The sequence below is a fragment of the Hyphomicrobium sp. genome (assembly GCF_036262015.1).
In the GTDB taxonomy this organism is placed as follows: Bacteria; Pseudomonadota; Alphaproteobacteria; order Rhizobiales; family Hyphomicrobiaceae; genus Hyphomicrobium_C.
Map to the genome: position 1 here is coordinate 117,409 of NZ_DATAJR010000004.1, position 26,017 is coordinate 143,425.

Genomic DNA, 26,017 nt, shown 5'->3' on the forward strand with positions numbered 1-26,017 from the left:
TGGATGTGGTGCCTACTTGATAAGTGGGCACCAGCGTTACCCAGGCCAGCGTTTTTGGACCTCAGCTCGAACGGGTGTTCTGACCTCGGGTGGCGCTTTCCGGACGTAGTCCAGGGCCATCGATCTAGCAGCTTCGTCTTCAAGGCTATCAAGGTATGCAATCGCAGCCTCGGTGCTGAACGGAACGTTCAAGGTGTCCTTGAATCTGATTGGCAGGGCAGTCCAGACGATCGCTGAGAAGCCTTCTGGGCCGGCCCATTCCCTGATTGCATCAACGGCGAGCGGATGACGTTGTCTGGCCACCGCGCTTTCAGTGTTGTCCTGCAAGTCAACGAATCCGATCATTGCTTGTCCGCGTAGGTCGGCCGGAATCTTTGCGCCCGGTTTACTTTCCCGAACCCAGAGGTTCTCGATAGCCTTGTCGAGATCTTCAAATGAGCTCACACCCGAATAGGTCGGGCAGGGAGTGCCGAAAGTCTCATCTATTACGAGCGTGAGGCGGCCATCGCTGGACACGCGGCAAAATTCAATAGCGAGCCGTGGTCCGTTCGGTCGGAAGTCATCGGCCAGCAATAGTTCGCCGCGGTTCCAGACAAGTGAGCCCCAAGCAAGCACCCCGATTCTCATTGGCTATCACCGCTCTCTGTCTTGCCCAGCTGGCATTGCTATTTTCTCCTTGGCGAGGAAAGTAAGGTCGCCGCACCACGACGTAGGTGCGGAAGGTAGAGGTAAGCAAGTCAGATCGGTTCATCATTCGAGACGCTCTCTCCCCGCTTACCGGGCTCGGGCACCCATCCTGCGTCGCGCGTGATTATTCATAATATTGTATCATACGCGCGCGAGTATCAGTATGATGCATCAAATCTTGACGCAGCCTCACGAATGTGATATATAATCCTATATCGACGTAACCAGTCGATCAGGATAATATATCATGACTTACAAGAGTGAACATCTTTTGGCACAGCTCAGGGAAGTCCGGGAAGCCTCCGGGACGAGCCAACGCGCGCTGAGCGAGCGGACCGGACTCACTCAAAGCCACATCTCGCAAATCGAAGGCAGAAAGCTTGAGCCGGGCCTCTCCAGCTTCATCGAGCTCGCGCGCGCGCTCGACCTGGAGCCGATACTTGTTCCCAAGAAGCTGATCCCTGCTGTCCTTGGAATCATCCGAGCGCAGGCTGGGCCGGACGCCATGATCCGAGACGGACGGACGATCGACAAGAAGCTCATTCGCATCCTGAAAAGGGTCAGGCAAAAGCTTGGGGGCTCGGCCGACTTCGACCGGATCGAGGGCAGCCTGGAACTACTGCAGCACGCGCGCCTCGGTGTGGCGGAGGCGGACGCTTATCATCGGCTTCTCGACAATCTCGAAGCTCTGGAGAAAAGCGATCAACCCGACGGGCGAACGCTCCACGACATTGCGATCAAGCTCCAGCATCTCCGCAACATGAGTGCGCACAACGTGTCACCTTCGCCTCGCGCGGCTTACGCGCTTGATGATGAGGATGACAGCGATGCCTGACGTGTCCGTACTCGATGTCAGGCTCTATGGCCGCTCGATCGCCACCTTGACCAACCTTCAGGGCGACAGAACCATCTTCGCGTTCAACGAAGATTACGTTGCCGATGAGAACCGCCCAACGCTCAGTCTTTCCTTCAAGGACGACCTCGGCGGTCTGCTCACGGACTTCAAGCCCACCCAGCGTGTGGTGCCGCCTTTCTTCTCAAACCTTCTTCCCGAGGGGCATCTTCGCCGTTATCTGGCGGAGCGCGCTGGCGTCAATCCGCAACGCGAATTCTTTCTGCTCTGGATGCTGGGGCGCGATCTTCCGGGTGCGCTATCCGTACACCCCGTAGAGGGCGAAGCGCTGCCGCCGGGCGTTGACGAGGAGCCGAAGGACAATCGACCGAATGCCCTGAGGTTTTCTCTTGCAGGCGTCCAGCTCAAATTCTCCGCGCTCGAGAACGGCGCGAAACGCGGCGGCCTGACGATTCCTGCAGAGGGCGTGGGCGGCTCTTGGATCGTAAAGCTTCCCTCGCAGCAATTCGCGGGCGTTCCCGAAAACGAATATTCGATGATGACCATTGCCAAACAGCTCGGGATGGACGTTCCGGACCTGCAGCTTGTCGACCTTGGAGCAATCAACGGTCTGCCCGAAGGTATCGGAGAACTCAAAGGCCCGGCGCTCGCCGTGAGCCGGTTCGACCGCAGTCCGCAAGGACCTGTCCACATAGAGGACTTTGCCCAGGTGTTTTCCGTGTTCCCGGACGATAAATACAAAGGTGCGAGCTACCGGACTATCGGTAGGGTCATCGGCATCGAAGTCGGGGACAGCGGTGTGTCCGAGTATATTCGCCGGCTCGTGTTTAGCGCGCTGATTGGCAACGGCGACATGCACCTCAAGAACTGGTCACTCATTTACCCGGACAAGAAGACGGCCGCGCTCTCGCCCGCCTATGACCTGCTCTCGACGATCCCCTACATCAAGGGAGAGGATACGGCAGCGCTCAATTATTCGCGCACCAAAAAGATGGCAAAGCTCACGACCGACGAGCTAAAGCACCTTGCCGCCAAAGCCCTGCTTCCTGAGCGCTTGGTGATGAGCGCTGCTAAGGAAACCGTCCAACGCTTCAAGGACGTTTGGAAGTCCGAGAAGTCCAAGCTGCCGCTCGCGAAGAACGTGATAGAGGCAATCGACAACCATGCGCCAACCGTCCCGCTTTACGAGGAGCTGGGCTGACGCTTCACGCACGAGACCATTCTATGCGCGAACGCGTATAAAGTCGGCTTATGCGGGATCGCGTATAAAAACGCGGTTCCGAGGGGAGCCGGAACCGCGCTGAACACAACGGCGGGGGGGGGTTAGCCGTTTGCGGGAGCCTTCGGGCCTTTGTCTGCCTTCCCGTCAGACTTGGTAGGAAGAGCTTCAAGAGCCTTCTCCAGGCGCTTGAGTGCCTGAACTGGCCATTAAAGCGGACATAATACCGGCCAACAAGCTCCTATTACTGCGCATAATATCATGTTATATATGCATATATGGTGACACTGCATGTGGACATGAAAGCGGCCAAAAAGGTGGCGGAGGATCGGGGCGAGACGGTCGGCTTGATGGAGCCGCTTCTGATATCGGAGAGTTCGCCGAAGCGAACCCGACTGACCGACGTTGCGCTCGAGCTCGGCCAGCTTTCAGCCGGTTTTCGCAAGAGTTTGCCGAACGGTGTGATGGTGGCGCTGTCGGATCTCGTGCGCTCGATGAATTGCTATTACAGCAACCTGATCGAGGGCCACGATACGCATCCCGTCGATATCGAGCGCGCGCTGAAGAACGACTACAGTGCCGACCCGGAGAAGCGGAACCTTCAGCTGGAGGCAAAGGCACACATCGAGGTGCAGCGCTGGATTGACGGCGGCGGTTTGAATGGCCGCGCGCTCACGGCCGGTGGCATCCGCGAAGTCCATAAGCGCTTCTGCGACGAACTGCCGGACGCCCTGCTCACCGTCAAGCACCCCGGCACCGGTGAATCGTTGCCCGTCATCCCGGGTGCGTACCGGACGCGCGACGTGAAAGTCGGGCGGCACATCCCGGTCAGCCCAGGAGCGGTGCCACGTTTCATGACGCGTTTCGAAGAGGGCTACGCGAAGCTTGGCAGGACGGATACGATCCTGGCCGCGGCCACGGCACATCACCGCCTAGCATGGATTCACCCGTTTCTCGACGGCAACGGACGCGTTATGCGGCTCATGTCGCACGCCGTGCTGCGGGAAGCCCTCGATACCGGTGGGGTGTGGTCCATTGCGCGCGGCCTTGCGCGCAATGTCGATGCCTACAAGCAGCATCTTGCCGCCTGCGATCTCACCCGCCGCAACGATCTCGACGGCAGAGGCAACTTAAGTGAGGAGGCGCTGGCCGAGTTTACGCTCTTCTTCCTGGAGATTTGCGTCGACCAGGTGAAATTCATGGAAGAGCTCGTCCGTCCAGACGAACTGCGGAATCGCATTCTGCTGTGGAGCGAGGAGGAGACCCGGATAGACAGGCTGCCCCCGAAATCCGGCAGCGTGCTCGAAGCGATCCTTTATCGCGGCGAGCTTCCACGTGGCGATGTCGCGGACTTGCTGCAGACGGGACCGCGAAACGCCAGACGCGCCGTGTCCGCCTTGGTTGATGCCGGTGTGGTTCAATCCGACAGTACCCGGGCTCCTCTCAGACTTGCCTTTCCGGCAAGTCTCGCCTCTCGCTGGATGCCAGGCCTGTTTCCGGAGAAGCCATCGTCGAGTTAATCACGCACCAGTTCTGGTTTGGACCGGATCTACAGTGTGCAAGCCCAGACTATTGGAATGAATTTGACGCGGGGACCGGCAGCATCCGCAGCGGCGAGCTCGTTCCAGGTTTCCGGCAGGATCACGCCACCGGCGGGTCGCATTGGACTTTTTGGACAACGAAACGCGGCCCCGAGGGGAGTCGGGACCGCGGGTCGCTTGCAAGAGCGGTTGACGGTTAGGCTGTGGGCGCCTTTGGCCCCTTCTCACTCTTCTTCTCGGCCTTGGCCGGGACGGACTCGAGCGCCTTTTCACGGCGCTCGATCACCTGAGCGGCCGTCGCGTTCGAGAGAAGCGTTCCTGCCGTCGTCTCGACGCGAGAGCGGAACGTCTGGTTCAACGTGTAGTCTTTCTCTTTGATCTTCGCCGCGTCTTCCTTTGTGAACGGCTGCGCCAGCTTAATGTTAGCCGCCGGCACGTAGCGATCGGAGCCGAGGTTCACGAGCGCAACTCCCTGCCCCTTGATGTCATCGAGGCTTTCGACCGTGAGCTTGGTCGTCTTGTCTGCGAACTCGATCTGCAGCTGGAACTTGCTGGCGTCGCCGATCTGATCGTAGCGTTCGGCAAGGCGGGCGCGGTCTTCTTCGGTGACCGGCTTGATTTTTCGGATAGCTGAGACGGGAACAACAGCACCCCCGTTTATTTTCAAAGTTTTACTCATAATAGACCTCAAAAGTTTTTGGTTGGTTGTTTATTGCAATCATTTGCAATTATGAGTAAACAATAAAAATACATTGGATGTATATGTCAAGAAATTATTATGCAATATATTTGAGCTTTCTAATATGAAAATAGAAATAAATGGCAATTACCGGACCGTAGATTTAATAGCCGTGTTTCAGCACTTGGTTGCTCAACTTGAAGCCCTGGGTGCTGAGGCCGTCGAAGAAATCTCCGTGGAGCTGGCGCTGCAAAATGCTCGCGGGCGTCGACTGGGTTTAGCGGACGATGCTGGCGACGTTGAGCATTTGAGGTTGGAGATCTTCGATTTGGCGCGCCCATGCGTGGGCACCGGTCGACTAAAGGTCGTTGAGGCCCCTGCCCCGCATCGAATGAAGCGGGCACCCAAGGCGGTCCCGCGTCGGGCGCGTCGATTTTAAGTGTAAGGCCCCCGCTTACGCAGTTTCTGAAATTCAGGGCGCGCAGGACTTATTGCGCCAGGGATCGTTACCCGCATGGGCGGAAACCAGTCTTCGGGTTCCGTGGCCGCGCCATAGAGCCCGATCGGCTCGCAGAGCCGAGGCGCCCAGATCACATGGCGTATGGTTCGACGTTGATGCGGATGAATGTGTCTATGAAGCACGTCCCGAAAAATTACGGGGCATCTTCGATGTCATGGATGCCCAGCTTGTCGGCGAAGCTTCTATTCCTTCGCTTGGCGCGGGAATGAATGGACGAGAGTTTGATGATCTCGACCTGGGCGGATGCGATCTGGACATCTTCCTTGCCCTCTTCATAGGCGTTGATGGCGACGTCCGAACGCCTCACCCAATCGCCGTGCACGTTGCGGCGGTAGTCGCTACCGAGATCGATCGGGCTGAAATTCTCCCCGATCAGGTAGCAGTAGAAGCGCTCTATCTTCCTGACAGAGAAATTGGCGATGAGCGTGCAGTACCTGGGCAGCTGGTGGAGGTAGTCAGAGAGATCGACGCCGGGTTCCTTGAGTTCGATCAGGATGCACTGCGCTTCGTCAAGATACAGGAAGATATCCGGTCGCCGGTCGTCCTTGATGCCATATCGGTCTTTATCGGCCTGGGTGATCGGCCGGAAAAGCTTATCGCCTTTAATGTCAGTGATCTGGTTCAGCGGCTTGTCAGAGCAACCGTCGAAGTGGACGAATTCTTCGTTGAGGACCCAGAGGTCATTGAGACCCTCCGCCGAGACGGCCTTGCGTTTGAACAGGAGATCGTGAATCAGCCCTTCCCTGTCTTGTCTCGTTTTCTTGCCTTTTGAATTTTTGGCCGTCTTTGTCTGTACGTCGAGCTTGTTGGCGAGGATCAGGCGCAGAACATCGACGACCATTTGCCGCCGGATCACATAGCGGCTCAGCTCCTGAGTATTCTGCGGCGGTATCAAATCCAGAAGCTCTGAAGATTTCTGCGCGAGCTGTTCCTGATAGTCGGGTTCGGTCGGGCTCAGGCTCGAAAGGCTTTCAAAGAGCTTCTTGATCTTCAGGTTCTGCCTGGCCAGGCTATCCGCCTGCTTGCGGTACAGCTTGTCGGTGATCTGTTGCTCGTTATCGGACAGCCCGATGTTGGCGCCGCGAACGATGTCATCGGGTATGCCATGGGCCTTCGCGATCTCGGCAACGTTCTTCTGCTGGCGCTCCTTCAGCTCAAACAGTTCGCTGTAGATTCCAGGGATGATCGTCTCGACGGCCTTTTCGATATCATCGAAGAAAAGGAACTCCTGTTCGGGATCAAAGAACAGATCTTCCCGAACGAGCTTCTCCGTCTCCTTCTGAGAGGGGAAGGTAAAATGATCCACGGCGTGACTGACGTTGTGTTCGCTGTCGAGGGCGTCGCCGTAGATGGCGGTCTTGAACCTGTGCCCCTCGACGGCTTCGGTCTTTTTGATTTCGCGGAATTTCAGTTCGTCGACGGGGACGTTCTTGCTGCAAAGGACCACGCCGTTTGTGGGAAGCTCGGATTCGGGCAGCTTGAAATGAGCCCAGTTCAGCGTCTCGCGGTGGTGGATTTGAGGGACCCACTCGATGTCGTCCGACGTCCTGCTTTTGATTTTGACGTAAGGGACATTGATCGTCCCGTGCGTCAGGGGAGAGGGAATATCATCTGCAGTGATCGTCTCGGAGCCGGCAGGCTTCCCGTTCCGGATCAGCTCTATCTTGATGGCAGGAACCGCGCTGGGATTGCGCTCTTTGTCGAGATACAGCCGAAGCAGATAGTGGCTCTTGATGGCATTCTTGACCCCTTCGAGGGTCAGATGATCGAAGAACGCCTTCTCCTCTCCCTTGAAGGAAAAGCCGGATAGAGCAAGTGTCGTCCCGCTGGGGACATCATCTGGCACCGGTTCAATCGAGCTGTCGCGTATGTAGCTCGAGCGATTGCAGGTGAAATGACGCTTAAAGACGCGGTCGTCCTCGCGATAAAAGCTCGTCACCTCGATCTGGTCGGCGCGATGCAGGAACTGGATCCGTCCCGAACCGCGGTTGTTGTAGCCCTTGCTATTGTCGAGCAGCATCTCGAACCGTTCGAAGTTCTCCCCATCGAAGCCGATTCCGTTGTCGACGATCTCGACGCGCTCAAGTTCCTTGGCTTCTTCCAGTATGCCGCTGAAGAAGAGTTTGACCCGAACCTCGCCAACGGGGTCGACGCCGAATTTCTTTTGCCTGAGGGCAATGGATTCGAGCGCGTTGGTGATCGCCTCATAGAGCACGGCCAGTGGGAGGCGTGATCGGGGGATCAGCTCCATGACGCCGGCGAGTGTGATAGGGGCGGTGGTGGCTTTCATAAGGAATGCTTTGTCATGATGCGTCGGTGCGGGTTGAGAAATTGCTCGGGCGAAACCCTAGCTCGGGATTGGGTCGGGCCGGCCGGCGCATTGAGCATATCCACAGCTTGGCACCCGATCTATCTCGCCGGCCAGTCTCTCCCACCCTGCTCGCCTCAATTCGTCTTACGGTGTTGTTCGATCACCAGTCCCTGACTGCGCAGTAGTTCGGCCAAAGCGTCAATGGAATGTGTACCGCCGCGTTTGCCTCTAAGGCGACGTCCATCCTCGATCATGTCCTCGGGCTTGATGTGGTAGCCGGCGGCATGGAGAGCCTTCAGCACAATGTGGTTGATGGAAACGCGCTCACGCGCAGCGCGCAGCTTGATTTCCATGAACGCGTAGTCCGGCACGAAGGATTTGACCGGCGTAACTTTGGTCTTGGGCGGTGACGCCGCCTGGGCAGACCTGCCGTCGGGTGCAGCTAGCGCATCGACGGGCTGCCCCCCTGCCCCGTAGTCCGGCTCCCGAGCTAATGCACTAGTCGGTATCGGTAGAACAGCTTCCGGCGCAGTCAGCGACGGCACGCCTTTGGCACGGGCCATGGCCTCGATCCGGCTGTCGATATCGTCGGTGATGGGAGCAAAAGCCTTGCGTTTGTCGGTCATGGCTTACTCCGCGGCTTGAAGGGCGTGCTGTGCGTGCGACATCGGATCGATGATCTCTTCGATCTCGTCGAGAAGGGTGGCGATCTCGAGCCCCGCCCCTTTGCCAGTCTCGGCCTTGCTGGGCGGTTCGCCGTTGAGGAACATCTCGCGGTAGGCGGTGCGTTCAACGAGGACAGTCTTGAACATGGGCAGTCCCAGGCGAGCCAATTCGTTGAATGCGAAATCGCTGACGCGTGTTCGCAGCGGATACATCTTGGTCAGCAACAGGCGATAAGGGATCTTGCGGGTGGCGGTCTCCTCGATATCGCGGATGTCACCGGCGATGACGAGCGCTTCACGAATATCGGGCTCTGATGCCTGGGCGGGGATGATGACGAGATCGGCCCGCGCAATGGCCTTCTGCATGGTGAGCTCGCGGGCCCCGGCCAGATCGATCAGGATGTGATCGAAGTCCCCTGCCCCGTGGCGGCTTTTGAAGATCGAGGTGAAATTGTCCGCCGTCGCGGCTTCGACCATAAGCCTGTCGACGGGGAATTTTTGGCTCCACCTGTGCACGGTGCGGTTCTGGTCGAGATCGAGGATGAGAACGCGGGCGCCTTCGAGCGCGAGCGCGGCGCCGGCTGCGGCGCATGTTGTGGATTTTCCGACACCTCCTTTGGACGAAGCGAATACGACGATCATGGTGCTTGGGCCTCCGCGCCCGAACCTCCTGGGTTGAATGAAGGGGCAAAAGGGAATTTGCCCGAGAGCGTACTTGTGTAGTTGGTGACTTGGGCAGTTAGGAACTTGGGTCGTGGAGTACTTGGGCATTTGGCCGAACGGCCGTAAATATAGTCAGTATAAAGAATAAATATCGAGTTTCAACGACAAATCGCAGATTTGAGACGTTTTTGCTCGGCGAGGGCGCGGCTATTTTCCATATGGAATGGCCGGATTGGGCAAGTGGGGCAAATGCGCAGAAGGTCAAAAGCGAAGTTGCCTTTTTGGGCAAACACCCTCTTGCCCTAACGGGTAAGAACGACGAGGCCACCATACGTCGCCAGTCGCTAATGTTGTGCCGAAGGGGCAAGACCGGTTAGAATCGAAGGGTGAGCTACTGCGTTTACGGCATCATCGACCCGCGCACCGACATGATCTTCTACGTCGGTCAGACCTCGCGTTTCGAGTATCGCAAGGCGGAACACATCGAGGGCACCGACCAGCTCTCGGGTTTTGTCATCAAGCAGATGAGACTGAACGGCTTCGTGCCGTTGTTCGTAGTGCTCGAGACGAACAAGACCGAAACGGATTCGCTGTCGGCGGAAATTTTCTGGATCGAGCTTCTGCGGGGCAGGGGTCTCGAGATCGTCAACGCGCAGGCGGTCGGCGGTTATGCGGCTCGCCGGGAAAGGCGTGATCAACTTTCGGCCACGCTCGATGAGATGAGCCAGATCAAGCCGGCGCGCCACGGTTTGCGCGATCTGGCCAACGGCAGGTCGTTGCGGCGGAACAAACCCTGGACCGCGGCCGAGGTCAAACGTCTCAAGGGCATGAAGCGGGTGAATATGTCCGACGAGTCGATCGCGGACGCACTTCAGCGCACGCCGGCTGAGATACGTAAAAAGGCGAAATCCCTGAAGCTGTGATTCCGCCCAGCCGGTAGGTGATTCGTGCAGGACCAATCCCAAAACAAACATGCTCCGGCGAAGCCGGGCAACGATGATGACTCCAGCAAGGCGCGAACGGTGGCCACTGAGAGCGGTTTCGGATTTTGGCTCTCCGGAGAGTGCCGATCACAGCCAATGTGCATCAGCGTGGTTGGAACGGGCCACACGAAGCGGTTGCGGCTTGGGGTAGGGGGTTGGCGCGCGCTCACAAGAGAGGCCGGTTGCTCGTCCCGCCGAGCAAGGCTGAGGAGTTGGGGTTCCGTCAGGGTTTCAGTCTTGTGGGATCGGAAGCCAAGGCATCCTTCAAAAACCTTCAACCGATCGGCCCTTATGGGCCGATGCCATATTAGGTGTGGCGCAGCGAGCGCTTGCGCGAGCGAAGGGCAGGGGACCTAGACTCATGGCCGCTTATGCGGCCATTCCTTTTTGCCGAGCAGAGCGAGGCTATCTCACTTCCTTGTCGAACAAGGGATAAGAAGGATTCAAATAGGGAAGGGATACGGAGGCCGGAAACTCGGAATCGGCGCGGATTTCCGGCGAGTCGCGCGAACCGGTCTGCATGCTACACCTCCCGTGAGCAGGGGCGCTGCAGGCTCTGCCTTCCGTCTGCGGGCCAATTTTGTGCCTCCAATCACAGAGCTGCATGTTCCACCTCCCGGGTTTTGAGTGAGCTGCACGCTCCACGTCTCGGCCTTGGGTGACACGCAAGCCCCTTCATGGGGCCTGGGAAACGCCTCTGCACGCTGCGCCTCCTGCGATCCGCACGGTCCACCTCCTGTCCGCTGCGCGCTGCGCCTTCTGGGCCGACTGAAATTTCCGGAGAAAGGCGGATGCTGCACGCTCTACCTACCGGATCGGACCGAAATATCCCAAAACCGGCGCTGATCGAGCGTTTCTACAGCAGCGACGCGTCGAGTTCTGCATGCTCCACCTCCTGGCCCCGAATCGCCTCTCGACCTCCCGTCATGCGATGGTAGGCGGAACGTGCAAGGGGCCACGGCTCAGGCCTCGACCGCCTTGCGCAAGCGCGGCGGGGAGAGCTGGCGGAAACCTGTGGCCGGCTCTTCCGGGCGCTGCGCGCTCAATAAACCCGCGTTCAGCAGGATAGAGCGGGCGTCTCTGGCGCGGGCGTTGGCGGCCTTGATGTCGTCGACGAAGTCCGAGTGCGGCGTCAGCGTGAACAGCACGTCGAGAATGGCGGTTTTTTCGTCGCGACGCTCGGCGCTGTAGGTCCAGAGCACGCGGCGCTCCTTGAGTTCATCGAGCGCGCGCTCGACGGTCTGCAGGTTGGCGCTGGGACGGCAATTATGCAGGAGCCCGCTGTCGCGCGCGATGGTCGAGAACAGGATGCTGTAGGGGTGGCTCAAGTGCGCGTTGGTGTATTCATGGCTGAGGCGCTTGTGGAGCCACCGTGCCAGGGGGGATTTAAGGTCCATCAGGATGGCGTAATTGAACTGGCGGTAGGAGAGCGCATTGATGCTGGTGCTGATCAGCGCAGGCAACCGGGCGGTCCACATGGCTTTCGGGTCCTCGCGCAGCTCGGCGCGGGTCACGCGGGTGAGATCGTTGAGGATCGGGTTTGTGTAGACGATCTTCTTGGCGCCCCGGCCTTCGATGGTGACGTCGAGCACGGTTTTGGAGAGGATTTCGAGGGACTGCTTGATTTCGGCGATGGAGCGCGTCCGGCCGCGGCGGGCGAGCTCGGTGCGGATCATATGCAAAGTGAAGCGAACCCAGCTTTCACCGCGGCGGCTGTTGTGAAGACCGCAGGCCTGGGCGGTGAAGATCTTCTTCAAGACCTCCTCAACGAGTTCTTCGTCAGCGGAAGGGTAGCAATCGACCCGCTTGCCGTCGATGAGGATGCTGGCGGGCTGCAGGCTGACCGTACAGACGAGGGTGGGGTTATCCGCCTTCGGAGCGGGGCGGTATTCGAAGCTTCTCTGATAGACGGGCAGGCGACCGGAGCTGTCGCGCTTTTGCGCCTGCATGCGGGCCGTGAACGAGTATTTCGGGATGGCGTCCCATAGCTCGATCGTGTTCGAGAGGTTTTCCGACTTTCCGAAAAACTGCGTGAAGAGGTCGTACTGGAGGTCCTGGACCGGCGAGGGCAGGGCGGACGGAGAAACGTTATCGATCAGTTCAGAAGACACGCCGACATCGTGCGTAACCCACGTCCGCTCAGTCAACTGAATTTCACTTTTTTGTCCCCAGTCGGTCTGGCGTACATTTTCAGTAATTGTCCCACGTGAGACATAGTCAACAGGGGCTATGAGCAGTGCCTGGTGACAAAGGCCTCGAAGTCGCAATAGACCTTGTTGTTGCCGAGCAGCTTCCGGCGCGCGCTGATGAAGGGGGCAAGCGTATCCCATGCGCCGCGGAAGGTGGATCGCCGTTGCTGCAAGACGGTGCCGCGGTGCAGGTCGCGGCGGAGGTAGGATGCCGCCAGGAACTCATAGTAGCCCAGCAGCTGCAGGATATCCTCGCGTTCCGCGTCGCTCAGCGCATTGTAGTCGGGCCGGGTATCGTTGATGCGGTGATTGACGATCGCGTGGTGTGTCCGGAAAAAGCGATCGTTGGTCAAAAGCGGCGCCAGAACCGACAGGGTGTACTCGCGCCGATGGCGGGCATTGGAACCGCGATATCCGAAGAAGCCGGCGCAGACGGCAGCGAGCACGGAGAGAATGGTTGCGGCCGCTTCCGGGTTTGCGAAGGCGAACTCCTGGAGGGTCATGGATTGCGCCCCTATGCAGCCTACGGTGTCTTGGATTTGGCGAGCACGTCGGCGCAAGCGCCGATGGCTGTGACAAGCTTTTCCACGAACATGTCGAGGTTTTTGTCGTACTCCGCCCTACTCGACGCGCGGAGGTCTTGTGGCTTTAGGAAAAGGTAGCTCGACGCCACCTTGAGGTGGGTGAAGTCGCCGGTCAGCTCCACGCAGGGCTTCCACTTGGTTTGGCTGAGACTGATGGCCGCCGTGTTGACGTTGAAGCGACGTGTCGCGAGTTCGCCCGACTTGAGCAGCTTCCGGAAAGCGGGGGGACTGCTTTTTGCGGTGACGAACTTCTGATCAATACCGTTGACGGAACCGATGAGAGTTTCGGCTTCGCGAATGATGTGTGCTTGGATCTGCGGATCGTCATCCGCGCCCGCGCGTGCAGTGACGGCGAGGCCGCACAGGGCGATCGTGAGAAGGAGGCGTGTCGATGTCATGGCGGGCTCCTTGAAACACAGGGTCTAGTCGGTGATCCGGAAGTCCACCGCCGCGACAGCGCGCCCCGTGATGGGGAGCGCCTGCACGGTTGTGGCCAATCGGTCGAGGTGAAACCCTGCCAGCGGCCAGGGCGGAAGGGTTTGCGGGTCGTGAGCGGGCTGGCCGGGAATGTCGACCGGTGTGGATGTCCAGATGCCGAACAGCCGGTAGAGACCTGGATCTTCCGCGAGGGAATAGGCGTCCTCGTCCTCTTTGCACGGGAGCAGCACAGTGGTGTCGCTCACGGCGGTCGTGGGCGCCAGGCACGAAGGCATCAGGCAGGTGATCCTGTTTGAGAGATCATCGGCGACCAGGATCAGGTGTCCGTGCGGAGGTACGCTTGCCTGGATCATCATGCGATCGTCGGCGCCGCACACGATCCCAACCGCGGTCGGTTGCGTGGGGGCGATCGGCGCGCGCCTGCGCGTGACCGGAACAACCTTGATCTGGATAAGAAATCGCGGCGATTGCGGATCGCCTGCGGCGGCCAGATCAAGCAACGTCTGCCGTCCAAAATGGCCTGGCCGCCCGGCATAGGTGCCGACGCGGGCGCTTCGGAGGGCGGATTTGAAATCGTCGAGAGCGAGCAGGAATACGGCGTAATCGAGCTTGTCGCCCAGATTGTAGAGCGCGATCAGGATCGAGAGTTCCTGATAGGTGATGGCTTCCTTGCCGATGCGCTTGCGCCGGAAGCTGGCCGCGTCAGTCGACATGGCACGCGCGAGGTAGGCGTTCCTGAACTTCCGCGCTTCGTGCAGGAAGCCGATGATGCCGCTCAGATGTTCGAGTTTGGCTCCGAACTCCGGGTCGATGAATGAGCCAGGTACGGCGGGCATGTGCAGCGTTCCTTTGCGGCGCTCGCGGATCAATGGCGGTCAATGGTGTTCATAATAGGGTAATAGTCTAAAATGAACATTTAGGACCAAGCGAATGGGCCCGCTTAATCCGGATGCCGAAACCACGGACGTCGGAGACCGAAAGGCAGACCCGATTTTTCTGCATTTCGGATGAGGGTAAGGATGCCCTTTTGAAGCACCGCCCAACAAGGGGAGGGAAGTTGAGGGAACTTGCGTATTGGCGCGTATAAACCCCCGAGATGCTCGCAAATCGCCCCTTGTGCGCGTGGCCGCGTGTCACTAGTTCGCAGTTTGTTTCACCGGAAACGCAGGAGCGAATCGTGAGTGACGAACGCGACGGCATGCTGGCCAGTCGGTTTTCAAACCGGGATGAACGCGCATCCAGCGCCCAGCATCCTGCAAATCAAATCCAACGGCGGCGGCAGAAAAATCTTTCGCTGTGCGATCAGGACGCCGATCGGCTGGTGAAGCTCGCGAAGCGGGATCGGCTCAGCCAGGCGGGGTTGCTGGGGCGAGCCCTCGATGCTTACGAGGAACTGCACGGCAAATTAAGGGAGTAGGGCCGTGCGCATCTTGATGATGGTGGTTTGCGTCGGCGCCGCGCTTATGATGATTGCCGTTTCGACGTCGATGAACTTTCTCTTCATGCAGTCGCTCGCGCAGACCGACGCGGAAGGCTGCGCGCTGGGCGGCGCGTCGGCGGCGTCCGACATCATTAAATCCTGTCTGCCCTGGTTCATTTCATTGGCCTTCGTCGCCAGGCGGTGGGTCTTTGCTGCGGTCGGGTCCGTCGTATTCGTGGCCTTTTCGCTGTTCTCGTTTGCATCTGCCCTGGGTTTTGCCGCTGACGTCAGGGGCGCTATGGTTGGATCGCGGGAGGCGGCGTCCGCGGAATTGTCGCGGCTGGTTCGCGATGAAGCAGCACTGCGCGACGCGGCAACCGCGCTGGGCACGCAGCGGCCGACAAGCGTGATTGCGGCCGATCTCGCCGTCATGAGACAGGATAAGCGGTTCCACACATCGGCGGAGTGCGCGAACGCGACACTCGCGGCAAGCCGGAGCTATTGCCAGCGATATTTCGCGCTCAAGGGCGAGGAGGCGACAGCGCTCGAGGCGGTTCGCCTGGGACGTGAGATACAAGCAATCGAGAAACAAATGACGGATTTGAGGGCGAGAGGGGCCGGTAGCGAATCCGATCCGCAGGTGGCGATCCTCGCGCGCCTGCTGCACCAGGAACGTGATGCGGTGAAGACATCGCTTGTGGTCGGCGCAGCGCTTCTGGTCGAGCTTGGTTCTGGTTTCGGCCTTTGGCTGGCCCTTGGCCATTCCGATAAGCCGTCTCGCCGCAGACAGGAGGGGGCCGATGTTTCAGCATTACACGCGACAGCGGCTTTGGTACAGACTGAGCCGGCTGTTCCCGCATTACCTGCTCCGGCTTCGCGAGCGGAAGCCTTTGCGAACGACGTGAAGCAATTTTGCGTCGAGCGGTTGGTGCCGACCGATCATGGAGGGCTTACCTTCCTGGCGCTGTACAGGGATTATCAGAATTGGGCGCGCCTCAGGGATACTGAAGCCGTCGATCGCGACGAATTTGAATCCGACTTCCTGGATATTGCGAGGCTGCTCCAACTCGAACGCGACGGAGACCGCTTTGTCGGTGTCTCGACCGGCCGGCCGCACGATCTCTAGCGCGGGCAATGTAAGGCAGTGACCATGGCCACGAACAAAAGGGCATACCCCGATCCGCGTGACGACGTCCTGCGTGATCGCTTCGAGACCTTCCGGCGCGAACGTGAGCAGCGCGAGAAGAACGCGCCCAAGCGTGATCGAGAAGATAACGAACGATCCGTCGAACAGGATCGCGGCGGTCCGCGGCGAGAGCGTTAGCGCTCGCGGTCGCCATCCCGGTTGCGATCGGCATTGCGCGGTCGCCGGGGTCGTTTGGGTCGGTCTTCATTGCGGCCGGTCGCACGCGACCATTTTCCCCGGCGCGACTCTGTCTCGCCGGCGAGGGATTGACGGAAGTCATCGATGATTTTGTCCGGATGGGCATCGGCGACGATATCGGTGCGTAGTTCTTCGAGGATCGAGTCCAATCCGTCGCCGCGCCGGTCGCGGCTCGCTTGGCGGAATGACTTCTTGCGAACGGCGGAGGCAGCCCGATCGCTTTCGCTCTGTCCGCGCGCGCGGGCTTCGAAATACTGCTGGTCGCGAAGCATCTCCGCCTTGTGCCGGTTCTCGAGGGCCAGGCGTTGATCGCGGAGTTTCCGCGCCAGCGGGATCCGCGCCTCATTCATGCGCATGGTGATGTTGTCGCGTGTCTTTATAAGTTGCGCGAGCTCGCGCGACTCGTCGCGCGCCCTGCCGGTGAGCCGACGCACAGCGCGCGACGCTCTGGCAAAAATGCCGGGCATCGCCTCGCGCACGCGCCTTCGTTGAATCTCTGCATCAATGGTGTCGCGATCCCGTTTCCAGGTCTTGGCGAGAAACGCTTTGAAGCGCGCGATCTCGTCGTGCTGGCGCTTGGATAGCTGGACGCGGTCTGTCTGCTGCTGCTCGAAGCGCTCACGCTCGACCTTGGCGCGGGTCTTGTTGCGGTACCCGCGGACGATTTCCCATTCGGAACGTGTGAGGCCCTTGTACTTAGCGATCTCGCCGCGACGACGCCGCTCGTTGTTCTTTTCCCGTTCGTGCAAAATCCGCAAGCCGTGTTCGCGTGAGAAGGCCTGCGCGAAGCGGGACAGCTTATAGAAATCCTTTTGGCGATTGACCGTCTGGCCCGTCTTCGGATCGATCGGGCAGACGAGGACATGGACGTGCGCCGGAATGGAATCCTTATGTTCGACGATCACAGCCTGGCAACGTTCCATGCCGAGCGCCTTGAGGGCGCCGTGAGCCGCGCGTTTCAGCATAGCCTCATCGATCCTGGTGGCATCTTCGGGCGCGAAGCGGAGCGAGAAGGAATAGACCGGCTTTTCTAGTTTGCGCCCCGAGCGGCGAAAGGGTGTGCCAGGCGATGTTTGCTGATGGTGAAGCTGCTTGATCTCCTCCTGGTGGATGGCGGTCCAGGCCATGATGGCGCCGGCGCGCTCAAGATCGCGCACGCGGTCTTCGCCGGGAAGGATGGGGAGATTGACGAGTTCGACGAAGCCCAGACGGTCGGACGTTTTGGCCTCCTTATCGTGGCTGTAGTAGAGCATCGCGCCTTTAAAGGAGCGGCCCGATTTCGCGACGCGCGGGATCATGCGGCGTCCTCCGCACTGGGCTCTTTCAGATCCGGGATCTGTGCGAACAGCCGGTCGATATCGGCGAGTACGGCCCGCGTGTAATTCGGCAGGGCCGTATCGCCGTCGCGCCGTTTCGCCATGGTGTTCACGGCGCGGGTGATCTGGTTGAGGTTGCGGCCGATGTGAGCGAGCTCGGCGGCGACCTTCTGGCGGTGAGCTTCCTCGCGGTCGCGGGCTTCAGCCTGTGCCATCAGCGTATCGAGCAGGCGCGAGAGCTTGGCGAAGGCTTCGAGGGTGGCGGCCGGCAGCGTGGCCGGCTTGGCGAGCTTGCCGGCTTCGCGCGTGATCACGAGCGCGATCTCGTTGAGTTGCGTGATCTGGGCCATCTCGGCAAGGGAGGGCGCGGTCGACGGCCGGGCGTTGGCGACGCGGGCCTTGAGGGCGGCTTCGCGCACGAACGTGGCAGGCGCCATGCTCGCCTTGATGGCGCGCTGCTCGATGCGGTGGCGATCCTCGTCGGACACCTTGATGGTCATGGAGGTAGTGCGGGCGCGACCATAAGGAAGCGGCTTGCGGCCGGTAAACCCGCGCGGCGGACGCAGAGACTTAAGCCCGGTTGGATCGTTCATCGATCCGTCGGGCGTCTCGGTGGTCGACCCGGGATGACCCGGGTTTTCAGTGGACGCAGCACACATAGCAAACTCGACGCATACACGGTTCAACGGGTGCAATGGCGACCCGCTTTGACGCGCCATGACCCTAGGACATGTGCGGCGTCTGGCGATGGGTTCGGGGTGCAGGGGAAGGGAGAAGCGCAGCTCTCCCTTAGGCCCCTGCCCAGATTTTCGGTGACACCGAAAAATATCTGGCTACGCCCTACCCTCTGTCAGATACCATAAAATCGGGTCTTTTGTCCATCAAACGTTCACAACAGTTCATGAGATGTTTCTAATTTGGGGTGGGCAGGGCGTAAGTGCGCTGCGGGCGAAGCTCCGCGCGCACAGACGGGCGCGGCCCAATGGGTCCGCGCCCGTCGATTGCTGCCAGTGAGCGAAGCGCATGCCGAATGTGAGCGATAAGGAAGGGGCGAAGCTAGCCGTTTCGCCCCTCGCGCATCGGCTCAGGCTGCCGCCTAGCACTAGCGCTAGGTTGAAAAATCCCACGAACGGCGGTGGCCTGCGAGCCTTAGCCTAGCTGAAGCGAGTGCTAGTACTAGCCGTGTCCCTCTGCGCGTGATGGCCCCGGCAGGGGCCCCGCGCAGAGGGATCGCAGTGAGGACATTCCGCGCGACCAAACAAGCAAGTACCTCGGAGCGCGTCGAACGTCACGACGCGGGATCGGCCCGACGTCTGAAGGGAATGACAACGGTGTTCGCCGGGGCAACCGGCTGGGGTCTGACCGTGGGCCACTTTCTGAGCGCGTCCATGGTATCGGCAAGATCGCGCTGATGCATTGCGCCAGCGAGGTCGTCGCCGAGCGCGAGCCACGTGCTCCATAAGTCGTTAGGACCGTCGCCGACAGGAGGCCGTTCGGGCGGCGCTCCCGGCAGAAATTCCCCCAGCGGGGGCGGAGCGTCGTAGTCGTAGCCGAGAACTGTGAGCCCCTTTTTGCGACAGAACGCCGTGATGTCCTGATCGCTTGTGTTCAGTTGTTTGAACAGCGAGAGCCCGATGAGCGCGTCGGCAAAAGCGGCGGCAAGTTCGCGTTCGGTGTAGCGAACCGGGTGCAGAAGGCGCGTCAACACATCGGGCAAGCGGACTTCCGGCGTATCGTCGGACGTGCTGTTCATGGCGTTCGGCGTCCTGTGCTGGGCGCGTACTGGTGCGCCCGGTTACGGTCGCCAGTGACTATCGCAGAAAAGTGCAAATCCGTTGGCGGCCGCCCTGGATTGCGTACGAACTCATACGGTCTTCAGCCGATCGTCCGGAACATTGCGATCGGCATTGCGTGCTATTGGGGACGGGGTACAGGCAGGGTCAGGACCTCGGAAATCTCGAAGTAGTCGGGTTCCGCGAATACGGCGGTGATGTCATCGCCCCAGGAGCGGGCCGCCAGCTGGCGAGCGTGGGCGGGATCGCGGGCTTTCAGGTTCATCTCGCAGCCTTCAAGCGGCCAGAGGTTGACGCTGTAGTCTTTCAGCGGTGCGGGGCGATTGGATGTTTTCATGGTGCTTCTCCTTTTTGTTGTCGGGCCGGATCATTCCAGCCGGTGACACCTGCCGATCGCGGCGGAGAAGGCGCGCAGTCAATGTAACGAAACGGGCTGTCCGCCTCGGCGCTTTAGCGCCCTAGGCGGGCCCTGTTTCGCAGGCGTTGACCAGAGCCGCGCCGCGATAGGTGTCATCGTCGAGGCTGGACATGATCTCGGTCGACAAGCGGCGAAGCGCTCGAGACACACGCGCCCCGTCCCCATGACGACGGCGTCGTTGTGGTTGCGGCGGGATGGAGTGACAGGGGAAGGCGTTCAACGCTCATCGCACACCGCCGTCGTCGGGCCAATCGAGCGTTGACTGCCCGGCGTGACCGGTCAGCTGCATGGTCGCGGTTGGCGCGATAAACAGCGGCACGATGATGACGGCGTTATTGATCGTGTCGATGATTCCGATGGCGCTAGTGGCCTTGCCGTCAACGAAACACGGGTAGAAGACCACGCGATCGTCGGGGGCGTTGAACACGGCCATAAAGGCTGCGTAGTGCTGTTTGCGAAGCTCCGGAAACGCATCATGGGCTGCTCCGAAGAGGCGAGGCAGCTGTCCCGCAGGGGGCAACTTGGCCGGATCGGTGGTGGCGTGACGTGGCTTTTTCATATGCGGCCTCCATCGATCCAGAAGAGACCAACGGTGTCGCCGTTGACATCGCGGCAGATGATGGACGTTGGCCCTTCGTTTTCGATCTGGGCGGCGATATCGCGTAGGATGATGGCCAGCCGTGTCGCCGGATAATCGGCGAAACCGTCGCCGCCCAAGTCGATGATGAGATTGGCGCGTGGTCCGTCACTCGTCTCGGTTGGGATGTTGCGGAGATGGGCCATCATTGTGCACCCCCTTGTCCGACGCGGCGGCCACGGTGGAGGGTCAGGAGCGTCTGGAGGATCGCGGCAGCAGCTTCGATGTCGTCCTGTATCGGAAGCAGGGCGCCGATCGCCTGATTGCGTTCGCCGTGTTTGATCGCCTCAATTGCACAGCAGCTACTGTGCGATGCCGTCATAAGCCGCTCGTCCATCTCGCGGATGAGCGCGTGGTAGGTTTCCAGATTTGGTGTCGTCATGCTGCTTTCCTTGTGTTGAAGGTTTCAGAGAGGTTCGGCGCGGCCATGCGTTTGCGAGGCCGTGTCGTGAGCCACCGGACTTCGGTGGTTGTGGAACGCTCCGCTGTCCATACGGCCCAGCAATAGCGATGTTGATGAGTACTGCGAGTTGCCTGATCAGGTTTGCCGTTCGGGTAGCAGACACAGTCGTCGAGCGCGTAGATCACCGCTGGTGGCCGCTTGACGAAGCTGTCGTGGCGATCAGGGTGGCAGAGCGAAGCCAGGTTCAGCAGCATGGCGGCCTGTCCGCCGGTGCGTTCGATAAACCAGAGCGCCTTGCGCACGAACGCGTCGGCCAGACCGTTGCCGTAAGGCGGGTTGGTGACGATGTTCTTGGCGCGCGGAAGGCGCTGCGTGAGAAAGTCGATACCCGGTGTTCCGTACTCGTAGTCGGCGATGTCGGTCGAGGTCACGTCATAACCGAAGCGCTCGAGCTCTTTGCTGATCCAACCTTCTCCGCAGGCGGGCTCCCAGATGCCGTAATCAAAACGGTGCGCTGCAAGGAGTGCGCGGGTCGCTGCTGGCGGTGTCGGGTAGTATTCGTTCCTGGCGCGGAAGGGCCCCGTGCGGAACCCCGCCCGTCGGGGCGGGGCGCCGCGCGCGCCGTGCGATGCGGCGTTGAGGGTCATGCGTACCCCCGTTGATCGGTCGCTTCGTCTGCGTCGATCTCGCGGATAACGAGGTCGGCGTTTCCGGCGGGTATGGCGCGCAACGAGACCCGAAAGCCTTTGCCGTCCTTGTGCGGCCATGCGGCCCCGATCTCCGTCCAGTAGCCTTTGTCGTCCTTGGTTCTGCCGGGCGTGACCGCGTATGCGCGATGCGTCGGCTTGTTGGATTTCGTGCTCATGTATTGCCTTTCCGTTTTCGCGATCTGCACCATTGCAGTCGTGAACCCGGACGAGCGCGGCGGGGTTAGCCCGACCTGCAAGCCAAACGAACGGTTAGGCGGCCCGGCGACTGGTCGCCGGCTGGCCGTCTTCTGTTTGGGCTGGCTTGTTGGAAGGCGCGCTTTTGCGCCTGTTCGGGCGCGCTGCGCTAGGGATCACGTCAAGACTGCAATCGTGCGTCAGATCGCTGTCGTTGGACGGGAAGGGTTGAGCAGGAAGGAGACGCTCGCCGCTTGGCAGTTCCGCGGTCATTCGACCGCAGAACAGCAGAAAAGCTTATGGGGAGCGGTGGCCGTCAAGGACCTGCTCGGACGGCCTCCGTTGTCGGCAAGCGCGCCCTCCTCGGGCCCTGGACGGATGCTGCGTAGCGTGCGACAGCGGACCTTGAACAAAGGAGCAGGGATTGCGAGGTGTTGTTCAAAGAATGCCAATATCGGTCACTACTGGTGACTGGTAAGGCCACTTAACGAACTTGGCGTCCGCACTTACAAAGTAACGAGATTCAATTCTTGCTATCGAGCTGTAGGCACCATGCGAGTAACCTTCGACACCAACACGTATCGACCTGTCGCCGAGCCGGACAGGTACACCAATCACCCCGATCACGCGGCCTTCGTATACCTCAACGAAGCAATCCGCGACGGGCGCATTGCTCCGTTCATCGGAGAGGCGCTCTTCACGATCGAGGCCATCCGAAAGGTTGCCCGGGCACCCTACCTGGCAGGCCGCCGCCCGCAGACCGAAATCGTAGAAACTACCACTCCGGACGGGCATGCTCGAGCGACTATGACCTTCGGGCCGGACCACTCTCAGCATCCGGGCCTATCCGAGCGCGAGACCGAGCGGCTCGAGAACGCGCTGAAGCTAGGGTTTCGTCTCCTGGCCCAACCACGCATTGGAACGCCCCGGCCGGAACCGGTCAGGCCGGACCTGCACCCCGACAGGTTTGCGGCAGATACAGATATTGCTGCCCGTCAGGACAAGTTCGCGGAAGTTGGGAGGGCCATCGAAGACCGAGGGGTCGGCTTTGCCAGAGCGAAGGTGATCGGAGCGCGCGCCCGAACCCGAGCGAAGCGCCCCGCCACCTGGTTCGAGCTCCTGGATGACGATCGCTTCTTCAACGACGACGAGCGCAAGGAAATCGCATCTGCCGTGGGTGAATGGGTCGACGGCGACAACATCGCCGCGCACATCGCCTACGGCAACGACCTCTTCTGCACCGAGGACAAGGCCGGCAACAACCGGCCATCGATCATGAACGCCGACAATCGCAATTGGCTTGCTGCCGAATACAGCGTCCGCTTCGTGACAGCTTTGGAACTGCACGCACTCTTTTGCTGACGTCAGAGCGATTAGCTGGGGGAGGGAAGGCGATGCTCGCCGCGAGGCAGTTCCGCGGTCATGGACCGCAGAACAGCAGGGCAGCCTAGGGGGGGGTGGCCGTCAAGGACCTGCTCGGACGGCCTCCGTTGTCGGCAAGTACGTCCTCCTCGGGCCCTTGACGGAAGCAGCTCGGTCAAGGCGGGATTTTTCCGTGGTAGACTAGAGAGGGGGTCGGCTTTTTGAGCTGCCCGATTTCAATTATGAATCTGTAAAGGCACAGAAAAAGCTTCTATGAACCAGAACGAAAGAGACAAGGAAACCCCGACCGGCCAGATGTCCGGCGAAGCTTTCCGCGCATACTCGCAGCGGCAAACGCCGACAGATAGCGAGTCCCTGGAAACGTTCTGGGAGTCGTTCTATTCGAAGAATGTAGATCCGTATCGCTCTGCGCAGGAAAAGCAGCTCAAGCTAAGTGAACTCGATATCGCTCGTCTCACCGCGCTCGCAGGTATCGTTCAAGGTACGTCGCGACAGTTCATCCTTCGCTCCTTCGCAACCTTTCCATATGCCAACGAATGTGAGCGGCAAATCGTGGAAGCGGTCGTTGGCGCGAAGGAAAAGTATCTCAATGAACCGGAACTGGTTTGGGAGCCGGAAAGTATTACCCGGAGACTATATGCGTTTTTGAAGCAACTGCCCATTCTGTCGGAAGACGTGCAATTCTCCGTTGAATTCTTGAAGGAAAATGGGGTTGAGCGAAAACAAGTTGCAGATGAGCGTCTTGATGTGTCAAATAAGACACATATGGTTACGCGTGAGCAATTATTAAAGGAAGTATTTGAAAAAGCAGGTCTTCTTACGCTGGAAGAACTGGTGGAAATTCGGCGGCGGATCGACCGAATGGTATTCATGCACGGCCGAGAGGAGGCTGAGGCAAAAGTACTTGCGATACTCGCGCATCCGGAAAACCAGCCTCCCAAATTTAAGGACCGTGAACCCGGCGAAGACGTTGTGAGCTTCCTAAAGAGAGAATATGGCCGACGCGGGCTGTTAAAAGGATATCTCACAAGGAAGATTCTTCGTGATTTTGACGCCACTTGTGAAGCTGAGCTATCGCGATTTATTCGCGCCAATGGCGACGTGCCTGAACTCAATATTCCAAAGGCGATCAACTTTCCGGATGGTGACAAGGTGCGATCACGATATCGTGATCGCACGATTTCATAATATGAAATCTGCTGCTTTCATGATCTGATCGGTTTGCGGAGAAATCTGCGAGCAAGACCGGTCCTCTGCTCACTTTGAAGCCGCCTTTCGGGGCTTTTTATAGTGAGTGCAGTCATGAACGAACTTTGTTTTCCCCCGCCGGACGGGCGGGGCGGCGACTTCCCGTACTCCCAACTCAACAATCTGCCAAAGCAACCGTCGGAAAGGCGCGAGGACAAAGCGTCGTCGATGCCGGTCTTCGAAAAGTGGCTGCTGGCATTGTGCGTGGTTGCCTGCGTTATGGCGATCCTGGCACTGCAAAACCTGATCACCGAGACCGGGCCCGTCGCTCGTCTCAAGGCGGCGCTGATCGGTATCGGCGCCGGCGGCGTTTCCTTTGCCGTGAGTATGATCGGCATCCGCAAGGGTGCCTACTTTGCGGCCATCGGGTATTGGAGCGCCGGGGTCGCGAGTGTGCTGTCGATCCTGCTTGTTGGCGGCGCGCTTTGGGCGTCGACGCTCTCCGGTCTGATCCTTAGCGATGTCGGGCAGTTAGAGCTCTTGAGCCACGCCGAGATGCAGTCGCAGGTGATTGCGGCGCGAACGGAAGAATTGCGGACCAAAGAAAAGCAAACGGCCGCGGTCTTGTTCGTTGTGGCGGACGTGAGAGAGCGCACCCGGTGCGAAGAGGAAGTTTCTTGCATTTCACTCAAGGCCAAGGGTGGCCGCGGAGAGGTCACACGGCAACTCGAACCAGTCTCTAAGCGCGGCGAAGCCATTTTGGCTGTGCTCGCAAAGGGCGAAGAGAAGGGTTTGGCCGCTCTTGCCGCGGCTAATGTGTCGGCAAAGGCATTTCAGGACACGATCGGCAAAACGGATGGCGACGTGTGGACGCGGCGCGGTGAAGCGCAGTTGATCGATGCCAGGCTTCGTCAGCAACTCAATGATATAGACGATGCCTATCCAGAGGCAGCGGTCGCAGCGTTCACCAGCGAACTGGCTCAGGGGATCTCGTTTGAGGGATTGCCCGAAGCCACTGCGCGGATGAGCACTCTTCTGGCTGGCCACTCGGATCGAATTAGGGCAGCTCAATCGCAAATGGGCGTTCGCGCTCTTCTGCCATCGTTTCCGAGCCGGCCCGGCGTCACCACTGCCCTTCGCTATATCGGACACTTCCTGCCGCTCGCGGCGATCATTCTCGCGATCGAATGTGTGTTGCCGATCTTGGTTTGGCTCTGTGCCTGCCTAGCAATTCACTGGGACCTCGAGCGCAAGCTTGGACGCCGGCGCCCGCCGAACGATCTGGACGGCGGTGACTCGCCGGCTGCCATCAGACTCCACTCTACTGCGCCGCCGGAACATCGCGACTTGCCACTGTTCGTCAAAAGGATCGGCGAACAATGAGCGCGCAGCTCTGGGTGCAGGCGACAAGCCTGCTACCCTGGGCGGCGCGAAAGCTGGCGGTGTTTTGTGCGGCTTTCCTCGCTCTCTTTTCAGTCACGGCATTCGTTCTCTGGGACGTCGATCTGCAGAAGGTGCGCGATCGCTTTGAGCGAGCGAAGGCGGCGTTGCTCGGACCGTCGTCGAGTACGGATACCGGCTTCATCGGAGCGGATGATCAGGGCGCCAGCTTTGAGGAGCGGATGGAGAGCGGTCTCTTATTCATTACCGGCCGTCGCTCTACCTACCTCTGGTGCTACGTGCGCTGGGACGGCGGTGCTCACGACGCGGATCGGAGTCTGCAGGTCGGGCAGGGCCTGATCATTGGCGGCTCGCCGCTCATGACCTGGAACGAACTCACAAACGAACAAACGGCAATTTTTGGGCTCGCGCCAGCCGCGCTTTCGGCGGCGGCGAAGCGCGGCTGCGTACTCGAGTAG

General features: G+C 59.8%; 29 protein-coding genes. 11 read left to right on the forward strand and 18 right to left on the reverse strand.

Going from position 1 to position 26,017, the window contains the following annotated elements; translation table 11 throughout:
- Positions 1–36: 36 nt before the first annotated feature.
- Positions 37–627 (reverse strand): hypothetical protein, encoded by a 591-nt coding sequence (locus VHO05_RS01520; protein WP_329644846.1) that lies wholly within the window; start codon positions 625–627, stop codon positions 37–39.
- 307 nt (positions 628–934) lie between these two features.
- Here VHO05_RS01520 and VHO05_RS01525 point away from each other — a divergent pair, with 307 nt between their 5' ends.
- The 3 genes from VHO05_RS01525 (at position 935) to VHO05_RS01535 (ending at position 4,279) form a co-directional block, all read left to right on the forward strand.
- Positions 935–1,522: a helix-turn-helix transcriptional regulator gene (locus VHO05_RS01525; protein ID WP_329644847.1), complete on the forward strand. Its 588-nt coding sequence runs from the start codon at positions 935–937 to the stop codon at positions 1,520–1,522.
- Positions 1,515–2,741, forward strand: a complete 1,227-nt coding sequence (locus VHO05_RS01530; protein WP_329644848.1) for a type II toxin-antitoxin system HipA family toxin — start codon at positions 1,515–1,517, stop codon at positions 2,739–2,741. Before VHO05_RS01525 ends, VHO05_RS01530 begins: the two co-directional genes overlap by 8 nt.
- 317 nt (positions 2,742–3,058) lie before the next feature.
- Positions 3,059–4,279 (forward strand): Fic family protein, encoded by a 1,221-nt coding sequence (locus VHO05_RS01535; RefSeq protein ID WP_329644849.1) that lies wholly within the window; start codon positions 3,059–3,061, stop codon positions 4,277–4,279.
- 217 nt (positions 4,280–4,496) lie between these two features.
- Here the strand turns inward: VHO05_RS01535 and VHO05_RS01540 are convergent, their stop codons facing one another.
- The 4 genes from VHO05_RS01540 to VHO05_RS01555 all read right to left on the reverse strand — a co-directional run bounded on the left by VHO05_RS01540 (position 4,497) and on the right by VHO05_RS01555 (position 9,117).
- Entirely contained in the window at positions 4,497–4,979 is a 483-nt protein-coding gene (locus VHO05_RS01540) for a hypothetical protein (RefSeq protein WP_329644850.1), read from the reverse strand.
- Positions 4,980–5,632: 653 nt separating this feature from the next.
- Positions 5,633–7,789, reverse strand: coding sequence for a hypothetical protein (locus tag VHO05_RS01545; RefSeq protein WP_329644851.1), 2,157 nt, complete (start codon positions 7,787–7,789; stop codon positions 5,633–5,635).
- Positions 7,790–7,944: 155 nt separating this feature from the next.
- Positions 7,945–8,436: a hypothetical protein gene (locus VHO05_RS01550; RefSeq protein ID WP_329644852.1), complete on the reverse strand. Its 492-nt coding sequence runs from the start codon at positions 8,434–8,436 to the stop codon at positions 7,945–7,947.
- A 3-nt stretch (positions 8,437–8,439) separates the two neighbouring features.
- On the reverse strand, positions 8,440–9,117 hold the full coding sequence (locus tag VHO05_RS01555; protein ID WP_329644853.1) for a ParA family protein: 678 nt from the start codon (positions 9,115–9,117) through the stop codon (positions 8,440–8,442).
- 407 nt (positions 9,118–9,524) lie between these two features.
- Here VHO05_RS01555 and VHO05_RS01560 point away from each other — a divergent pair, with 407 nt between their 5' ends.
- On the forward strand, positions 9,525–10,061 hold the full coding sequence (locus VHO05_RS01560; RefSeq protein WP_329644854.1) for a hypothetical protein: 537 nt from the start codon (positions 9,525–9,527) through the stop codon (positions 10,059–10,061).
- A gap of 1,022 nt (positions 10,062–11,083) precedes the next feature.
- Here VHO05_RS01560 and VHO05_RS01565 read toward each other — a convergent pair.
- The 4 genes from VHO05_RS01565 to VHO05_RS01580 form a co-directional block, all read right to left on the reverse strand.
- Complete coding sequence (locus VHO05_RS01565; RefSeq protein ID WP_329644855.1) at positions 11,084–12,268, reverse strand: hypothetical protein; 1,185 nt, start codon at positions 12,266–12,268, stop codon at positions 11,084–11,086.
- 80 nt (positions 12,269–12,348) lie between these two features.
- Complete coding sequence (locus tag VHO05_RS01570) at positions 12,349–12,813, reverse strand: DUF4760 domain-containing protein (RefSeq protein WP_329644856.1); 465 nt, start codon at positions 12,811–12,813, stop codon at positions 12,349–12,351.
- Positions 12,814–12,833: 20 nt separating this feature from the next.
- The gene (locus tag VHO05_RS01575; RefSeq protein WP_329644857.1) at positions 12,834–13,292 is read right to left on the reverse strand and encodes a hypothetical protein; all 459 of its coding nucleotides are present in this window, start codon (positions 13,290–13,292) and stop codon (positions 12,834–12,836) included.
- Positions 13,293–13,316: 24 nt separating this feature from the next.
- The gene (locus VHO05_RS01580) at positions 13,317–14,168 is read right to left on the reverse strand and encodes a hypothetical protein (protein ID WP_329644858.1); all 852 of its coding nucleotides are present in this window, start codon (positions 14,166–14,168) and stop codon (positions 13,317–13,319) included.
- Positions 14,169–14,509: 341 nt separating this feature from the next.
- Here VHO05_RS01580 and VHO05_RS01585 point away from each other — a divergent pair, with 341 nt between their 5' ends.
- From VHO05_RS01585 to VHO05_RS01595, 3 genes are read left to right on the forward strand one after another with little or no spacing between them, the layout of a single operon-like run.
- Complete coding sequence (locus VHO05_RS01585) at positions 14,510–14,749, forward strand: hypothetical protein (RefSeq protein ID WP_329644859.1); 240 nt, start codon at positions 14,510–14,512, stop codon at positions 14,747–14,749.
- Positions 14,750–14,753: 4 nt separating this feature from the next.
- On the forward strand, positions 14,754–15,878 hold the full coding sequence (locus VHO05_RS01590; RefSeq protein WP_329644860.1) for a hypothetical protein: 1,125 nt from the start codon (positions 14,754–14,756) through the stop codon (positions 15,876–15,878).
- Between the two features lie 24 nt (positions 15,879–15,902).
- Positions 15,903–16,076 carry a hypothetical protein gene (locus VHO05_RS01595; RefSeq protein WP_329644861.1) on the forward strand — a complete coding sequence of 58 codons (174 nt, stop codon included), beginning with the start codon at positions 15,903–15,905 and terminating at the stop codon, positions 16,074–16,076.
- On the opposite strand, the gene VHO05_RS01600 is transcribed toward VHO05_RS01595, so the two are convergent.
- The 9 genes from VHO05_RS01600 to VHO05_RS01640 all read right to left on the reverse strand — a co-directional run bounded on the left by VHO05_RS01600 (position 16,073) and on the right by VHO05_RS01640 (position 21,568).
- Positions 16,073–17,434: a relaxase/mobilization nuclease domain-containing protein gene (locus VHO05_RS01600; RefSeq protein ID WP_329644862.1), complete on the reverse strand. Its 1,362-nt coding sequence runs from the start codon at positions 17,432–17,434 to the stop codon at positions 16,073–16,075. The two genes, VHO05_RS01595 and VHO05_RS01600, sit on opposite strands and share 4 nt — an antisense overlap.
- Entirely contained in the window at positions 17,431–18,045 is a 615-nt protein-coding gene (locus VHO05_RS01605; protein WP_329644863.1) for a plasmid mobilization protein, read from the reverse strand. The genes VHO05_RS01600 and VHO05_RS01605 overlap by 4 nt, the downstream gene beginning before the upstream one ends.
- A gap of 695 nt (positions 18,046–18,740) precedes the next feature.
- Positions 18,741–19,205, reverse strand: coding sequence for a hypothetical protein (locus tag VHO05_RS01610; protein ID WP_329644864.1), 465 nt, complete (start codon positions 19,203–19,205; stop codon positions 18,741–18,743).
- A gap of 161 nt (positions 19,206–19,366) precedes the next feature.
- The gene (locus VHO05_RS01615; RefSeq protein WP_329644865.1) at positions 19,367–19,582 is read right to left on the reverse strand and encodes a hypothetical protein; all 216 of its coding nucleotides are present in this window, start codon (positions 19,580–19,582) and stop codon (positions 19,367–19,369) included.
- 304 nt (positions 19,583–19,886) lie between these two features.
- The gene (locus VHO05_RS01620; RefSeq protein WP_329644866.1) at positions 19,887–20,222 is read right to left on the reverse strand and encodes a hypothetical protein; all 336 of its coding nucleotides are present in this window, start codon (positions 20,220–20,222) and stop codon (positions 19,887–19,889) included.
- On the reverse strand, positions 20,219–20,449 hold the full coding sequence (locus tag VHO05_RS01625) for a hypothetical protein (RefSeq protein ID WP_329644867.1): 231 nt from the start codon (positions 20,447–20,449) through the stop codon (positions 20,219–20,221). Before VHO05_RS01625 ends, VHO05_RS01620 begins: the two co-directional genes overlap by 4 nt.
- Entirely contained in the window at positions 20,446–20,682 is a 237-nt protein-coding gene (locus VHO05_RS01630; RefSeq protein WP_329644868.1) for a hypothetical protein, read from the reverse strand. Before VHO05_RS01630 ends, VHO05_RS01625 begins: the two co-directional genes overlap by 4 nt.
- Positions 20,679–21,350 (reverse strand): hypothetical protein, encoded by a 672-nt coding sequence (locus VHO05_RS01635; RefSeq protein ID WP_329644869.1) that lies wholly within the window; start codon positions 21,348–21,350, stop codon positions 20,679–20,681. The genes VHO05_RS01630 and VHO05_RS01635 overlap by 4 nt, the downstream gene beginning before the upstream one ends.
- On the reverse strand, positions 21,347–21,568 hold the full coding sequence (locus tag VHO05_RS01640; protein ID WP_329644870.1) for a hypothetical protein: 222 nt from the start codon (positions 21,566–21,568) through the stop codon (positions 21,347–21,349). The genes VHO05_RS01635 and VHO05_RS01640 overlap by 4 nt, the downstream gene beginning before the upstream one ends.
- Positions 21,569–22,139: 571 nt before the next feature.
- Here VHO05_RS01640 and VHO05_RS01645 point away from each other — a divergent pair.
- The 4 genes from VHO05_RS01645 (at position 22,140) to VHO05_RS01660 (ending at position 26,017) form a co-directional block, all read left to right on the forward strand.
- Entirely contained in the window at positions 22,140–22,949 is an 810-nt protein-coding gene (locus VHO05_RS01645; protein WP_329644871.1) for a hypothetical protein, read from the forward strand.
- A gap of 273 nt (positions 22,950–23,222) precedes the next feature.
- Entirely contained in the window at positions 23,223–24,158 is a 936-nt protein-coding gene (locus VHO05_RS01650; RefSeq protein WP_329644872.1) for a hypothetical protein, read from the forward strand.
- A 114-nt stretch (positions 24,159–24,272) separates the two neighbouring features.
- On the forward strand, positions 24,273–25,541 hold the full coding sequence (locus VHO05_RS01655) for a hypothetical protein (RefSeq protein ID WP_329644873.1): 1,269 nt from the start codon (positions 24,273–24,275) through the stop codon (positions 25,539–25,541).
- Positions 25,538–26,017, forward strand: a complete 480-nt coding sequence (locus VHO05_RS01660) for a hypothetical protein (RefSeq protein WP_329644874.1) — start codon at positions 25,538–25,540, stop codon at positions 26,015–26,017. The genes VHO05_RS01655 and VHO05_RS01660 overlap by 4 nt, the downstream gene beginning before the upstream one ends.

Coding starts and splice junctions, on each gene's coding strand:
- VHO05_RS01520 (WP_329644846.1), bottom strand. CDS start 627: ATGAGAATCGGGGTGCTTGCTTGGGGCTCACTTGTCTGGAACCGCGGC.
- VHO05_RS01525 (WP_329644847.1), top strand. CDS start 935: ATGACTTACAAGAGTGAACATCTTTTGGCACAGCTCAGGGAAGTCCGG.
- VHO05_RS01530 (WP_329644848.1), top strand. CDS start 1,515: ATGCCTGACGTGTCCGTACTCGATGTCAGGCTCTATGGCCGCTCGATC.
- VHO05_RS01535 (WP_329644849.1), top strand. CDS start 3,059: ATGAAAGCGGCCAAAAAGGTGGCGGAGGATCGGGGCGAGACGGTCGGC.
- VHO05_RS01540 (WP_329644850.1), bottom strand. CDS start 4,979: ATGAGTAAAACTTTGAAAATAAACGGGGGTGCTGTTGTTCCCGTCTCA.
- VHO05_RS01545 (WP_329644851.1), bottom strand. CDS start 7,789: ATGAAAGCCACCACCGCCCCTATCACACTCGCCGGCGTCATGGAGCTG.
- VHO05_RS01550 (WP_329644852.1), bottom strand. CDS start 8,436: ATGACCGACAAACGCAAGGCTTTTGCTCCCATCACCGACGATATCGAC.
- VHO05_RS01555 (WP_329644853.1), bottom strand. CDS start 9,117: ATGATCGTCGTATTCGCTTCGTCCAAAGGAGGTGTCGGAAAATCCACA.
- VHO05_RS01570 (WP_329644856.1), bottom strand. CDS start 12,813: ATGACCCTCCAGGAGTTCGCCTTCGCAAACCCGGAAGCGGCCGCAACC.
- VHO05_RS01575 (WP_329644857.1), bottom strand. CDS start 13,292: ATGACATCGACACGCCTCCTTCTCACGATCGCCCTGTGCGGCCTCGCC.
- VHO05_RS01580 (WP_329644858.1), bottom strand. CDS start 14,168: ATGCCCGCCGTACCTGGCTCATTCATCGACCCGGAGTTCGGAGCCAAA.
- VHO05_RS01595 (WP_329644861.1), top strand. CDS start 15,903: ATGGCCACGAACAAAAGGGCATACCCCGATCCGCGTGACGACGTCCTG.
- VHO05_RS01600 (WP_329644862.1), bottom strand. CDS start 17,434: ATGATCCCGCGCGTCGCGAAATCGGGCCGCTCCTTTAAAGGCGCGATG.
- VHO05_RS01605 (WP_329644863.1), bottom strand. CDS start 18,045: ATGAACGATCCAACCGGGCTTAAGTCTCTGCGTCCGCCGCGCGGGTTT.
- VHO05_RS01610 (WP_329644864.1), bottom strand. CDS start 19,205: ATGAACAGCACGTCCGACGATACGCCGGAAGTCCGCTTGCCCGATGTG.
- VHO05_RS01615 (WP_329644865.1), bottom strand. CDS start 19,582: ATGAAAACATCCAATCGCCCCGCACCGCTGAAAGACTACAGCGTCAAC.
- VHO05_RS01620 (WP_329644866.1), bottom strand. CDS start 20,222: ATGAAAAAGCCACGTCACGCCACCACCGATCCGGCCAAGTTGCCCCCT.
- VHO05_RS01625 (WP_329644867.1), bottom strand. CDS start 20,449: ATGATGGCCCATCTCCGCAACATCCCAACCGAGACGAGTGACGGACCA.
- VHO05_RS01630 (WP_329644868.1), bottom strand. CDS start 20,682: ATGACGACACCAAATCTGGAAACCTACCACGCGCTCATCCGCGAGATG.
- VHO05_RS01635 (WP_329644869.1), bottom strand. CDS start 21,350: ATGACCCTCAACGCCGCATCGCACGGCGCGCGCGGCGCCCCGCCCCGA.
- VHO05_RS01640 (WP_329644870.1), bottom strand. CDS start 21,568: ATGAGCACGAAATCCAACAAGCCGACGCATCGCGCATACGCGGTCACG.
- VHO05_RS01645 (WP_329644871.1), top strand. CDS start 22,140: ATGCGAGTAACCTTCGACACCAACACGTATCGACCTGTCGCCGAGCCG.
- VHO05_RS01650 (WP_329644872.1), top strand. CDS start 23,223: ATGAACCAGAACGAAAGAGACAAGGAAACCCCGACCGGCCAGATGTCC.
- VHO05_RS01655 (WP_329644873.1), top strand. CDS start 24,273: ATGAACGAACTTTGTTTTCCCCCGCCGGACGGGCGGGGCGGCGACTTC.
- VHO05_RS01660 (WP_329644874.1), top strand. CDS start 25,538: ATGAGCGCGCAGCTCTGGGTGCAGGCGACAAGCCTGCTACCCTGGGCG.